Source organism: Vibrio hannami (assembly GCF_029589055.1).
GTDB classification, from domain to species: Bacteria; Pseudomonadota; Gammaproteobacteria; order Enterobacterales; family Vibrionaceae; genus Vibrio; species Vibrio hannami.
In genome coordinates, this window is the sequence record NZ_JARQZP010000008.1 from 25,702 (window position 1) to 38,011 (window position 12,310).

Annotated in this window: 21 protein-coding genes; 11 read left to right on the forward strand and 10 right to left on the reverse strand. The window is 47.1% G+C overall.

All coding sequences use genetic code 11. The annotated features are described in order from the left end of the window. From P7F88_RS25165 to P7F88_RS25200, 8 genes are all read right to left on the reverse strand, one after another. The gene (locus tag P7F88_RS25165) at positions 1–243 is read right to left on the reverse strand and encodes a hypothetical protein (protein WP_277829317.1); all 243 of its coding nucleotides are present in this window, start codon (positions 241–243) and stop codon (positions 1–3) included. Next, on the reverse strand, positions 236–604 hold the full coding sequence (locus P7F88_RS25170; protein WP_277829318.1) for a hypothetical protein: 369 nt from the start codon (positions 602–604) through the stop codon (positions 236–238). The genes P7F88_RS25165 and P7F88_RS25170 overlap by 8 nt, the downstream gene beginning before the upstream one ends. Further along, entirely contained in the window at positions 601–1,116 is a 516-nt protein-coding gene (locus tag P7F88_RS25175) for a hypothetical protein (RefSeq protein WP_277829319.1), read from the reverse strand. Before P7F88_RS25175 ends, P7F88_RS25170 begins: the two co-directional genes overlap by 4 nt. Continuing rightward, positions 1,113–1,637: a hypothetical protein gene (locus P7F88_RS25180; protein WP_277829320.1), complete on the reverse strand. Its 525-nt coding sequence runs from the start codon at positions 1,635–1,637 to the stop codon at positions 1,113–1,115. Before P7F88_RS25180 ends, P7F88_RS25175 begins: the two co-directional genes overlap by 4 nt. Next, on the reverse strand, positions 1,634–1,960 hold the full coding sequence (locus P7F88_RS25185; RefSeq protein ID WP_277829321.1) for a hypothetical protein: 327 nt from the start codon (positions 1,958–1,960) through the stop codon (positions 1,634–1,636). The genes P7F88_RS25180 and P7F88_RS25185 overlap by 4 nt, the downstream gene beginning before the upstream one ends. Before the next feature lie 109 nt (positions 1,961–2,069). Then, on the reverse strand, positions 2,070–2,312 hold the full coding sequence (locus P7F88_RS25190; protein ID WP_277829322.1) for a hypothetical protein: 243 nt from the start codon (positions 2,310–2,312) through the stop codon (positions 2,070–2,072). A gap of 10 nt (positions 2,313–2,322) precedes the next feature. Beyond that, positions 2,323–2,511 (reverse strand): hypothetical protein, encoded by a 189-nt coding sequence (locus tag P7F88_RS25195; RefSeq protein WP_277829323.1) that lies wholly within the window; start codon positions 2,509–2,511, stop codon positions 2,323–2,325. Between the two features lies 1 nt (position 2,512). After that, positions 2,513–2,695: a hypothetical protein gene (locus tag P7F88_RS25200; RefSeq protein ID WP_277829324.1), complete on the reverse strand. Its 183-nt coding sequence runs from the start codon at positions 2,693–2,695 to the stop codon at positions 2,513–2,515. Positions 2,696–3,210: 515 nt separating this feature from the next. Here P7F88_RS25200 and P7F88_RS25205 point away from each other — a divergent pair. After that, positions 3,211–4,083, forward strand: coding sequence for a hypothetical protein (locus P7F88_RS25205; protein ID WP_277829325.1), 873 nt, complete (start codon positions 3,211–3,213; stop codon positions 4,081–4,083). A gap of 391 nt (positions 4,084–4,474) precedes the next feature. Here the strand turns inward: P7F88_RS25205 and P7F88_RS25210 are convergent, their stop codons facing one another. Next, positions 4,475–4,912: a hypothetical protein gene (locus P7F88_RS25210; RefSeq protein ID WP_277829326.1), complete on the reverse strand. Its 438-nt coding sequence runs from the start codon at positions 4,910–4,912 to the stop codon at positions 4,475–4,477. A 174-nt stretch (positions 4,913–5,086) separates the two neighbouring features. Between P7F88_RS25210 and P7F88_RS25215 the strand changes: the two genes are divergently transcribed. From P7F88_RS25215 to P7F88_RS25235, 5 genes are all read left to right on the forward strand, one after another. Continuing rightward, entirely contained in the window at positions 5,087–6,289 is a 1,203-nt protein-coding gene (locus P7F88_RS25215; RefSeq protein WP_277829327.1) for a tyrosine-type recombinase/integrase, read from the forward strand. A gap of 533 nt (positions 6,290–6,822) precedes the next feature. Next, positions 6,823–7,785, forward strand: a complete 963-nt coding sequence (locus P7F88_RS25220) for a hypothetical protein (RefSeq protein WP_277829328.1) — start codon at positions 6,823–6,825, stop codon at positions 7,783–7,785. Then, the gene (locus tag P7F88_RS25225) at positions 7,778–8,026 is read left to right on the forward strand and encodes a hypothetical protein (RefSeq protein ID WP_277829329.1); all 249 of its coding nucleotides are present in this window, start codon (positions 7,778–7,780) and stop codon (positions 8,024–8,026) included. Before P7F88_RS25220 ends, P7F88_RS25225 begins: the two co-directional genes overlap by 8 nt. A gap of 259 nt (positions 8,027–8,285) precedes the next feature. Next, positions 8,286–8,573, forward strand: a complete 288-nt coding sequence (locus tag P7F88_RS25230) for a hypothetical protein (RefSeq protein ID WP_277829330.1) — start codon at positions 8,286–8,288, stop codon at positions 8,571–8,573. Next, complete coding sequence (locus P7F88_RS25235) at positions 8,570–8,758, forward strand: hypothetical protein (RefSeq protein ID WP_277829331.1); 189 nt, start codon at positions 8,570–8,572, stop codon at positions 8,756–8,758. The genes P7F88_RS25230 and P7F88_RS25235 overlap by 4 nt, the downstream gene beginning before the upstream one ends. Here P7F88_RS25235 and P7F88_RS25240 read toward each other — a convergent pair. Then, positions 8,755–9,318, reverse strand: coding sequence for a helix-turn-helix domain-containing protein (locus tag P7F88_RS25240; RefSeq protein WP_277829332.1), 564 nt, complete (start codon positions 9,316–9,318; stop codon positions 8,755–8,757). The two genes, P7F88_RS25235 and P7F88_RS25240, sit on opposite strands and share 4 nt — an antisense overlap. Positions 9,319–9,514: 196 nt before the next feature. Between P7F88_RS25240 and P7F88_RS25245 the strand changes: the two genes are divergently transcribed. From P7F88_RS25245 to P7F88_RS25265, 5 genes are all read left to right on the forward strand, one after another. Further along, positions 9,515–10,084, forward strand: a complete 570-nt coding sequence (locus P7F88_RS25245) for a hypothetical protein (protein WP_277829333.1) — start codon at positions 9,515–9,517, stop codon at positions 10,082–10,084. A gap of 3 nt (positions 10,085–10,087) precedes the next feature. Next, positions 10,088–10,687 carry a hypothetical protein gene (locus P7F88_RS25250; RefSeq protein ID WP_277829334.1) on the forward strand — a complete coding sequence of 200 codons (600 nt, stop codon included), beginning with the start codon at positions 10,088–10,090 and terminating at the stop codon, positions 10,685–10,687. Positions 10,688–10,869: 182 nt separating this feature from the next. Further along, on the forward strand, positions 10,870–11,157 hold the full coding sequence (locus P7F88_RS25255) for a hypothetical protein (RefSeq protein ID WP_277829335.1): 288 nt from the start codon (positions 10,870–10,872) through the stop codon (positions 11,155–11,157). A gap of 6 nt (positions 11,158–11,163) precedes the next feature. After that, positions 11,164–11,601 carry a hypothetical protein gene (locus tag P7F88_RS25260; RefSeq protein WP_277829336.1) on the forward strand — a complete coding sequence of 146 codons (438 nt, stop codon included), beginning with the start codon at positions 11,164–11,166 and terminating at the stop codon, positions 11,599–11,601. Between the two features lie 162 nt (positions 11,602–11,763). Next, a partial coding sequence (locus tag P7F88_RS25265) for a hypothetical protein (protein WP_277829337.1) occupies positions 11,764–12,310 on the forward strand: 547 nt, incomplete at its 3' end.

Below are 12,310 nucleotides of genomic sequence, written 5' to 3' on the forward strand. Positions count from 1 at the left end.
TTATTTGCAATCAAGCACAGTAAAGCTCAATCGCCAGCATCGACGGCCAAGCTCGATGAGCTCGAAGGTTTGAAGCTCCACGCCAGCGAGAGTGAGCGCCTGTTTCAAGCGTTCGGCCATGTCTCTTGAGGTGGGCTCAGGGCTGACATAACGGACTTTATGGCGGGTTATCCCTTTCTTGCATTGGGCTTTAACACTCACCACGCTGGCGGTGATTTGTGCGTCTGTGACAAGTTCAATCATCAAATAGCCTTATGGGGTCAATGCCCCGGTTGTATTCTTCCTCGCTCACAAAACGACGTTGAACCCAGTGAGCCTTTCCGCCCTTCTTGGATTGATAGAGGCCGATTGCGCGCTCTTGCCAAGGAACGGGCTGGCGGCTTTTGTCGTATAGGCGAACTTTCGTCAGTGAAAACCAGTGGACGAGGTAATACTCGCCCCTGTCCTCGATGTTCATTGAAATGCCGATGTTTCGGCAAAGCCAGTCAATGAGCGGGTGTTCCTTTGGTAAAAGAAAGTCCTTTTCCTCGTCCCAAAGCCTCACGTAAACATTGCCAGAGTGAGAACACCAGAATGACTTTATCTTTCCCTGAATGCCTCTCACCCATTAACCACCGCGCGCTCATCTTGCCAAGGGGCAAAGCACTCACGCCAAACGCCGATGTCATCGAACACCTTATAAGCGATGTCGTCAGACACTTCCTCACCTGCCTTGGTTGCAATCCACCCGGCTGTGAGGATGTGGTTCTCATTGCATTCGTTCTGGAGAAAGTTCCAATGCAATTCGCTGATAGCTGACTTAATGGTTTTGTGTGAACGTTCTTCATCAAGCGTGATAACAATTGACTTGAGATAGTCTTGGCCGTTGTTGTCGCGGCACATGACGTAACAAGTCACTGACCATTTAAGCTGTATTCGTGGGAATACATCTGCGGCCACCTTGGTGATGTGTTGGCGCTCCCCATTCTTAGCGTAAACATAGATACCCTCACCAAACGAAGCCGCGAACACGGAGAGGTGAGTGCTCAGGATTTTTTTTGACTGCATGGTCTGGAGCTTGATGAGTCGGGATTGGTGCGAGCTCTTGCTAGGCTTGCGCTTTTTCTTGCTGCTCATAGCCAGTGTTCTCCCATGAATGCTGTGACAGGAATTCCGTTTTCCGGATTCTCTGAGATTGTCCAGCCGCCCTCAGTGGTGAAATCCGGGCGCGTCATATCCATGCCCTCACAATGCGCGTAACCGTGTATTACCTGAGAGCAATCAGGCAGCTCAACCGCGCTGTTCAGTTCCTCCCGGTAGCCTTGCCTTAAGAGTTCCGTAACCAGCTCGTCAGCAAACAGCGAAGTATCTACATGACCAAGCACAAGCGAGGCATAAAACTCACCATCGGCATGAGTCCAGTGCATGAAGTCGCCAGAGCTGGATTCATAGTGTTTGATGAACTGCTCGGCGGTGAGAATGTATTCCCCGACTTTGGTTTTGATGACGTAGTCGCCCACGCGAACCGGGAACATGATGGCGATGCGCTTAATTTTGAATTCCTCCTCATCGCAAAAGCAGGAAATAAACGCCCCATGATCTTCTAGGCGTGTAATTTGTCCGCCCTCAATAAAGGTGTGCTTTCTGAATTTTTTCATTTGCCAACTCCGTTTTTGTTGGTTGGTGATTCGGCTTCACCCATGTGCATTAACATCAGTTTGTGACAGCGTCTCGCGCAATAACTGACGGCCTTGACCGGGGTTAACTTGCCGAGATTGATGAGCGTGTTAGCTTCATTAATGGCCTTGGTGATAATGGCCTGTTGTTTCTGCTCGTCTGGCTGATATTTCTCTGTGCTCACAGAGGTGCCGTAGGTGTTGTAAAACTGCCCGTCATAAAGGGGTAAGTTCACGTAAATGCCAAAGCCGCTCGAAAGCGGCTTGTGTAAGATGGTTTCAAGCTCGTCGGAATCCGGGATCACTTTTTCCAGTCTCTTGAATATTTTTCTTTAATGGCTTGTCTGGCGTTAGAGAGGTAACGCTTCCCCTCGGAGGTTTCCAGTAAAGCTTTAAAGTCTTTCTGAGGCTTTTTCATAAACCCATTACCTCACGAAGTTGCGCCATTGGTCTCGCGACTTTTTGAGAGAGCTGAAAGGCGGTAAAGCCATCGTCTCGCAAGATGCGCCAAGAGGCTTGAGCGCTCTCAAGTGAGTCCTCGCCCTTGAAATAAGCTTTGATGGAGTTGAGTTGATACTGAGTGAAAAAGTCATCCACCAATTGCGGGTTTTTCTGAATGCGTTCCCCGTCCTGAATGCGTTTAAATACCGTGCTCATGTGCGCCCCCTTACAGCTCAAATTGCGCGTTAAGTTCGCGGCGTTCGTGATAGGCTTCAATCTCAGAACGGGTTGAATGTTTCGCCCTTTGTTCTGAGTTAGGTCTGCGGTATTTGGATAGGGATTCGCCGTCAAACTTGATTCGCCCGAATGACATACCTTTTTGAGCCATAAGCTCGTCAATTGCTGTGTTTCTCATATTAATGTGCTCTTTCAGTGGTGCTGGTTAGAGTGTGCGCGATGGTAATGGAGGCGGCTTTCACCACCATTTCGCTCATTTTGTTGGTGTCTGCGTCCATCCATTGCAGGAACGCGCTGTTTAAAGGGGTGTTCAGTAGCTCAGCTAGACTCATGCTAGTGAATTGGTTAGACTGTACGCTCATTTAGCAACTCCATAGTTAAATGAATCAGAGCCGCCTTTGTGAGAGAGGGCGGCTTTTTTGTTTCTGGAACATCAAAAAATCGGCTTTTTGATGTGTGGTCGAAAATCCGTCCACATCCGCACATTGAGGTTTTTTATTAATTTAAGCAAGCAAAAATGAGGCACATGTGCCTCAAATGTGACAAAAATCACTGTATAGGTGCCAGTTTGTGAGACTTGGCTCAATGTTGTCTTGTTCGGTTTCCGGAGGTGTCTTGCATATTAAAGGGGCGGAGATCATAATAAATACATGGCAATCCCTTGTGCTAGGGGGTCAAGCCTTAAGGTTTCTTTCTGGGTGCCTTAAGGTCTGTCGAGAAATAAACAGGTGGTGCTGAATTTCGGGAAGGGGCGACTCACAGAGTCGCCCCTTTCTTTTTGTAATGTGATCCGGGATTTGATCCTTTTTTGGTTTTCGCGTATGGTGTTTTTAACTGTCGCCCACCAAGCGACTCAATTAGCACTCTAACGAAGAAAATGACGACCCAGAAACCACAAGAGCAATCCGCCAAGGATGAGCAGCCTGTGTGGGACGCGCTGAAAAATGCCGAACCCGACTTTATAAAGGACTGCCAAATCATCAAAGAGACGTTTAACGTTCGAATTCCGGAAGGGTTTCGCAATTATCGTCTTGGAAAATTCCTTCGTAAATTCTCCGAATTCCTCGCTGACGGTGGCAAGTTGAACGGCTTCGATTATCGAGCTGATCATTGCGACAATGCCATTGCTTTGCTTGTGGCCGGGATACTTCATTATGATTTCAAGAGAAAACTGATCGTTGGTTCATACAAGGTTGCTGGCCGCTGGCTAAAAGCGCCTTGTGACAACGAGTATTTGTCTCAGAGGGCGGGACTCGCTGACCGAACCCGCGACAACTGCATTCATTCCCTTAAGGTGAGCGGCTATTACACCTCACAGGAGCGTCGAGAGATAGAGCTCGTTGATGGGTTTACCGTGTTTTCGGGTAAGACCTCCATCAAGCGCTTAGAGCTGGACTCCATCGCTGAGCAGATAGGCGCAACCGACGACCTCAGAGCGGCTGAGATGTTTTTTGTTGCCACCAATCGCCATGAGCGCGAAGGGTTTGAGGCTGAGTTCAGGCGCGCTCAGAAAGCTGAGCGTGAAAAGAAGAAAGCCGCCAGAAAAGCATTAGCGCGCGCTGAGAAAAAAGCCGAGAAAGCCAAGAAACTCACCAAGGCTCAAGAGGCCAGAAAGGATGAGCAAATCGAATACGCGGCCAGATTGAGATCTGAGGGCTGGAACTGGCGTCAGATAGAACAAACGGTCATGCAGAAATTCGGCTTTGTCCTGAGCATCATACGCACCCCTAGCGACACTGTCCCCATATGAATCTCTTTTCTTTCCTATCGTCTTAGCTGGCGAGAGCTTCGCGCACCCGAAATAAAAATACCCTTAAATTCAGCTAGTTACCTCTAATTTGTGGTATAATATTTAACCAAAAATGAGCGAAATCAATGGATTTAGCTTTTGCTAATATAATGCCCTGAGATTAACTGGCGCGTGAAATTGTTATATATAGCGACCCCTCCATTCACACCTTTATTCTTTTACCTTTAAAAATGCCCGTCTTCAGGTTCGCAAGCTCACCGCGACAGGAGGGCACACCCTTCATCTCCCTACTTAATAATCACCACCGCATTCGCTGAACGCTTGTTTCACCCCTTAAGCCTAGCCGATAACCAGATAGAAAAGCTCCTTACTCTAATCACTCTCCCTTTAGTCAAGCTTGGCTGTTTGCTGCTATATAAAGGCCGTTGGCCTTTATGTAGAGCGAATAGCGAGCATCGAAGCGGGTCACATCCCGCGCTGAAGGTCTCAACACGCCAAAGAAAATAGACCATGTCGCACTAAAGTTACTCCGGAATCCGGACGCTATAGGCTCAGAATACTCTTTGATTGCTGCAAACAAATGTTTCGCCTCTGGCGCGCGCGTCTGCTTTCTTTTGTCGCTGTCGCGACGGTCTAGCAGGAAGGGATTGGCGAAATTTTGCGGCTCCGGTGCGTAAATTGGCATAGTTATGCACTGCAATTTCAGTGTTAATGAGGCTTGGCATCGCTTCGCGATATAGAGGCAACCAGAATCGATAGAGGGAACAGTGACCATATTTGTCGCTGTTAGTTCGGTCAGAAACCCGGCCAGAAATAGACCCGTTTTCATGCTTGAGCCTATTGAATCCCTGATGACATAAACGCTAGTCTCGGCCTGATGAAATCACGCCAAAAGGGTTGATTGCAAAACGGAGCACTTTCCCAGGAAGCGACCGCAAACTCTGCAATCAAATTTTGTTGGCCACATCGTTCGATAACAAAAAAATGATTGCAGGGCATATTTATGACAACGTTAAACACCAAACTGAGCGAGGCGCTCATCAAGCGAACCGCCAAGAGTTCGCCAGACATTACCAAGCTAAAAGACCCCCGTTACCCTGTCATACTCAAGTTTCACAAGAGCCGAGAGCGCGGCTCATGGTATTACGTCAGTAAGAATCGATGGAAAAAAGTGGGAGAGTGGCCGAGGGTGTCACTGGAACACATCGCTGAAGGTGTGCCAGAAATTGAGCTCAATCTTGCGTGTGGTTCCCCCTTAGAAACGGCCGTCATTCGTCACTGGTCGAGCGTGGGTGAGATGCTGAATTGGTATGTAAATGACAAGATCAGGGTGAAAAAAATCACCTCAACCCGAAAAGCGACCATTAAATCTGCTGTTAAGTGCCACCTAAATCCGCTGGTTGGCCGCTTACAGGTGGAGACCTTGAATAAAGCGCTGATTGATAGCTGTCTGATGTTGCCACTACAGGAAAAAGGGCTCTCGGATTCGTTCATTAAGCTGATATTTGGCATTCTTAAGAGCGCCTATCGTGAAGCGTATGAGCTGGACTTGCTCTCTCATAATCCGGTTTCCGGATTTCAGCTCAAACATTTTGGTAAATTCACCATCAAACCGAAAGCCTCCGCCATCAAAGAGCATGATATTGCCAGTGTCATTGAGGTCATTACCTCAGCCGCGCCTCAATCTCGCCTGTTGTCCGTGCTCATGCTGCTCTATGGAACCCGAATTGGTGAGACCCGGCGCGCCACATGGGATGACATTGATTTTGCCGGACGTATGTGGCGCATTCCCGCGCACACCACAAAGACCGGAGTCGCGCTCAATCTTCCTTTGTCTGTGCTAGCCGTTCGGGAGTTGGGTCAATACAAGCGATGGCAATCCAAGCGCTACACAGGAAAGTATATTTTTCATAAGAGCCCTCGAAAACCACTGACCCCGACTCAGGCTAACGACGTCATCAAAGAGGTATCCGGTCAGGCATGGACAGCGCACGACCTCAGAAAAGCATTCAAGACCGCTGTTATCGACCTTGGGATTGATAAGTGGTTAGTGGACATACTTGTTAATCATAAGTTAACAGAGCTTGATGTGACTTACATACATTCGAAGGTTGAACCCCTGAAATTAAACGCCATCACCACCTATCATGAGTGGTTGTCATCGCGTTCAAACCGACTTTCAGCGCGAGACCATGACGAGATTTGAGCTTTTTTTAAGAGCGCGCGAACTCTTTTAACAAAAGAGCTAAGTACAAAAATAACGCATCTATACTAAAGGAGTATAAAAAAGAGAACAAAATGCCTCAAAGTGATCTATACTAAGCGTATGCCTCACCGGGGAAGGGGCATAACCAAGCCAACTGATTTTTGAGGGCTCTGGCTTTCAACCCTCCCCTAGCCCTTGTAAATAGGGCATTTCTAAGCTCCTTGCCCTCTTCGTGAGGGCTTTTTTTTGCCTAAAAAATGCGTAGGTACTGTAAACCGACCTGTTCGTTATTGGCGGTCGAAGAGCGCGCGGTTTAAATTTTTTCAATATTTCATATGGGGATGAGTAGTACCTCATTTAACTTTATGATTTAAAAAAACAATTAACTTTTAAAACTGATCATTTTTGATCAATAGATCTGATGAGTAATGATATGTGATGAGCGCTGCATTTTTGTGGTTAATATTCTAGCCAAAAATAAATTGGGCTGTTATTCTTGCCACAAATGAAGGGGTCGGGAAAAGGTTTAACAAATGACTAACATTGAGAAGTTGCTCGACAGGCTAAACAGTGAAAATCCGGGAATGAGCAAAAAATTCACCAATGCCGATATTGCGGAGGTGTTGGGGTATGGCCGTACTCAGATTTTTGATGCGGTGAAAAAGCAAAAGGAACCCGCTCGCCTCGTTCGTGCTTGTGAGATGGCAAATCACTTGATGGACTTAGGTGGAAATGATGCGCTGTTTCGCTATATGTCAAAAATGGACGTCGCCACGAGTGCGAGCCTGACTGAGTATGTGGACAAGAAAGTCAGTAAGGCGCTCGATCAGATATCGATTGACGAGGCGATTGAGAACAACGCGCAGCACTTTGGCTTTGAGAATCCGCTCACCTTGGACATGCTGAAAGAGGATATCCAGAACGGGTATATCACCGAAGCCTCTTTTACTGGTTTGACGATTCAGCTCACGCAGATGTTTGGTTATGCCAAAACATATGAATTCGCTCAGGTAAAGGCGGCACTGGTTGCAGTGGTTTCTCCTGAAATGGTCAAAAAGCCAATACATAACGCTCAGTGTATTGACTCCGATGATACTTCCTTGGAGGGATTTCGGGATGTGTTTAGGGGGATCACGCAAAACCTTAAAACTGCAACGTCTGTTGAGAAGGTGCTTTTGAGGAACCAAGTGCATGAGTTGGCGCATCGATTAATCAGTGAGGGGGTTCTCCCTGAGCATGATTATGTTTTTGAGGGAATCAATAACCACAATAGTCCGGCATTGCTGCTTAATCGTCGCAAGCTGAGACGATTCCTTGAAGAATTGAGAAAAGAAAGTCCGGAAAACGAACAAAAAAATGAGATAAAATCAGAGCTTCCGACATGGTGGCCTGAAAATATTGACCCGAATTCCATGACAGAGAAACGGCTCACTATGCTTTTGAGCATGGGAGAGGCCGGGGCGCGGGTCGTGCTGGAGAATATGAATAATGAGTAGTAAATTTCAAAAGGTTTATGATGCGGCTCGTCTGGTGCTGCTGGAGCCTGATAACGAGGAAGCGAGACAGGCGCTTGATGAGCTGGTAAATACCAAAAAATGCACCATGTGCCAAACCATAAAACGGCTCGATGCGGATTTTGATTTATTGTCTACCAGTGCGGATGGATACCGGAGCCAGTGCAAGGAATGCCGAAAGAAAGAACGCGCGAAAAAGCCAGCCAGAAAACGGAGGTCATAATGTTTGTAGTGAGTGCGGGTAAGTTCGAAGAGGGCGAACTCAATTGCAAGTACTCCAGCGAGGAGCACGAAACGCTCGACGCGGCCATTGAGGATTATGACCGTGTGAGCACGTATCCTTGGGCTTACATCGAGTACAAGGGGCGAATCCTTGAGTTGTGGTCGAAAGGGCATAGCCCTTTTAAATAGGCGTTTGGGGTGTGTAATACATGTGTATTACATGTGTATTACATGTCGTCATGGTTAGGAGAATAAACATTATGGCAAGAGTGGCAGCAAAGACCATCGTGAAATGTTTGGTCGATGGCAAAGAAACGGAGATGACCTACGCTGAGGCGTGTCAGCTTAGGGATGCAAATCTTGAGGCCGCGAAACAGGCGGGTGAGACAACGTTCGACGGTGTGATTATTTGTGACAAGTGCGGCACCACCAAGAAAACGATACAGCGTCGCTGTCATCACTGTAAGGTCAGAAAAGAAAAAGGAAATCGAGCAAACAAGAGTTCGGAAAGCGAACAAAAAAAAGAAAAAAAGAAACGAGTGAGGTGACAAACCTCAAAGAGCAAGTCAAAGCCCTGTCGGATGAGCTTGAGTCTCTAAAAGGAACGCTTAAACAGACCGATGCGGCCATGATTGAAGCCAGAGACAAAAATCGAGAGCTAGAGAATGAGCTAGAAACAGCAAGCCAAGCAAACAACGAACTAGCCAAAACGTTGCTTGCTTTGACCTGCTAAATCAACGCTGACCAGACAATACCAATCACATGCCCGATCACTCTCCCACCTAAAAGGGGTTCATAAGATTTGTTTTCGGGCGTCTTAAATCGCCCGTTCACCTTCCTGAAATAGAACCCGCTCTGATGTTTAACGATAACCAAATCCCCGTCTTTGGCGGTTCGACTTGGCTCAACGATAATCTTACAGCCTTTAGGGAAAGAGATGTCTCCACCTGTCATTGAGTCATCAGTGACTAAGAGTGAAAAAGCTTTTTTTGGTGCGCCCTCCTCAAACGGGGTGTAGGCAATCGGGGTTCTCTTGGCGTTCTTAAGATCGCCCCAATCATATTGAGGAACAGAGTATATCTGTTCGGTTTCCGGGTAACTATTGAGCGCCATGAACTCACCAAACGTCATTCCCATATGCTCAAGGCATTTGACAAGGCGTCCGGTTTCCATGTTGCGCTCACCGCTTTCAAATCGACCCAACGTCCTGCGGTCACAAATGTGACTGAAGTCCATTTGAGTGAATTTGCGCTGCTTTCTGACGGCTTTAAACCGTTCTCCTATATGCATCATTTTAACTAAGCTCCTGTTTTTTTTGTTTTATTATGTATCACCAACAAAACAAATTCATGTCTAGCTTAAGACGGTCATCATCGGAATGCGTCAAATTATGGTCATATCTCTCTAATACTAGGAGTAAATCGCAAAAAATGTCGCCAATATGCCTCATTTGGTGCGATAATTATTTCTCACTATGGAGAAAAACAAAATGAAACATTTCCCGGATGAATCTCAAATAATTATAGGCATAACAAAAAAATTCTTACTTTCCTCTCACATCAGTGCCTCTGATTTTGCTGTCAAAATGCTCGCGCCCAATATTGGCGAAAGGGAGCCGATAACAGACGACGGAGCGATTTATTCTCGCTGGGCGAACACTCAGGCCAGACGAGTTAATTTCATCTTAAACGGAGAGCGGCTGTTTCCGCTATCGATTAAGTGGGCTTGGGTGGCCTCGCTACCTGAAGCGTACGCCCAAGAGTGCAAAAAACAGCTCCTAGCTATTGTCGGTCATACCATTCCCTTGCCCTCGCTGGAAGGAGCGGAAAGTGTGGACGCCAGCGTTCCTCAGTTGATGATGTGCTCGGCCGAAGTTACCAAAAATCTAGAGCCTGCTTGGGATGGGGTGTACGACGAGAAAGACAGTCTGGACGCCTCCAACAAACTGATTGATTCGCTGTTAGATAGCGCCACGGTCAGCGTGGCAGAAGCGCGCAAAGTTCATAAAGGCACGGGCGCAAAAGGCGAAAAATACGACGTCATCAAATTTGAGTTGTAAACCATGAGCAGTAAATCTCCGTCGGCTGATGTGCTGGCAATCATTGACGAAACAAGAAGAGAGCGGGTTCGCTCTCTTTTGATGCTGGCCTATTCGGATGAAATGCCGATTCGCTCCAGTGACGCCACGGTGTTTGAGCGCGGCACTACGGGCAAACCTCAGAACGTGTTTGTTACGGCCACCCGTGCCAAGGGCTCATCTAAGGTGATTTGTCACGGGGATGTGTTTAAGCACAATCAACTCAAAAGAGTGGTCGCCACGCTTCCGGATAAATATCGGCTCTGGATAGAGTTTCAGTATGGCGAGCAAGTGAGTGATGAGGGGTTGAACGATGTGGTTGAGCTGGTGTTCGACGACATGGAGAACGTGCCAACGCGCAAAGACGCCAAGGCAAACTACAAAAAAATGTTTAACCGGATCTTTGTCAGTCGTCGAAATGTTCAGGAATTATTGGACAGAGACTTGATTGAGGCCATGCAAATATCAAGGCGCGTTTTTATTCGAAGATATAAGGGCGCGAGATTAGAAGTTGAGCAGGGGCTCTCAGCGCTGGATAACAAAGCGATTGATATGATTTCAGAGAAAATGGGATCTCGTCTTTAGTGTGAAAAGTGCGACAAAATGAGGCTAATTGGCCTCATTTGGGGTTTACAAAAGGTCACATGATTCGATAGGCTAAATATACGCTGACGAATTTATCCTTTTGGCAACGTTTAATAGTTCAGTCTTTTCTTTCCTTTTGTGGCCGCCTTCGGGCGGTTTTTTTATATCTGCGAGATCATTTCATGCTGAAACCCTCTTCTGAACTTCAAGAGTACCTGATTTATGTTGGTCTCATTCTGTCGGCCTTGGTCGCAAAATACATCAAAAGTTTGAAAGACGATGAACCTATCTCACCGAGGCGTTTCTTAGGAGAAACCCTGTTTGGATTTTGCTTAAGTCAGGTTATTTGGTTTGCGGGCATTGCGCGCGGTGAGTCGTACCCGGTAGTTTTAGTTGTGGGTGTGCTCGCAGCGTTGGGGCTGCTGTACGCACTCAAATTCTTTGTACAACAAATAAATATGATTAAGTGAGGAATTATGAAACACGGGGTTGTCTCTCCCGCTGTACTCAAAAAAGAGTGCAATATTATTGCTCAGGCGCTAGGTGATGGTGAACTCGGCCATTTTTTATGGGAAATCTGTTCGATAGAGTCGGATTGCGGATTAAAGGGAAACCGCTTTGGTGGTGTCTGCAATATCAGCTTTGAAATGTACAAGTTAATGCTTGGACATAACCGAATTTTTAAGATCGCGGAAACCATACAAGAGGCGTTTGGGATCAACATGCACAAAGTGCAATATCAGCAATTGCACATGAGTCCGAATCTGTCTTTGATTTTTGCTGCGGCTTGGTTTCGTTGCTATTACGAGCGAATCCCCAAAGAGCCAGCCGAGCGCGCGCTCATCTTCTCTCAATATTGGCGTCCCATCGATGTGATTGAGTATTTCTCTCAAGCGGCCATTTGCCAGAAATAAGCCTTTAATCAGTGGTCATCGCCGATGATCACTTGTTAAGGGTTTTTGATTGCACTTTGAGAGCCGGTGCGGTCGCTCGATGAGAAAATCTGCAATCAAACGCGGGGTTTTCTTCCTGGGAAAAACACCTTCTTTGCAATCATCGTTTTCGGGGGGATGACTATGGCCTCCAAAACAGAAAGGTCAAACAACGAAAAATACCTGTTTAACGTCTCCGAACTCGCCAAGGCTTTCAGCCGCTCTCCTAATACCGTGAAAAAGGCCATTGAGGTCAACCATATCAAACCGACCAAAACCGTCGGAAACCGGATTTATTATCACATTGCTGAGGTTGCGCCCTATCTGGTGCAAAACAAAGCCGGGGTGCAGGGGCGCAAGCTGTCCATTGATGAGGGAGAGAGGAAACGGGTTCAGGATATCGTGGCCGTGTATGGCTCACTCAAAGACTTTAAAGAGTACAAACAGGCGCTATTGGCTGAGACCAACGAGCAGATTAAGAGTGGCGAATACACCGAAGCGGCTGACGTCGCGCTCGTGTTTGGTCGGATGATTGGTGAGATTCAAGGTCATTACAGGCGATTACCAAACGTGTGTGAGGCCATTTGTACGGAGTGGACAAGAGCGCATTCCGAAGAGTTCGCCAAGCAGCTCATTGAGCGCTTTGACGCAATTACTCATGACATTGTGGAGCTGGCGAATGACTGTGACA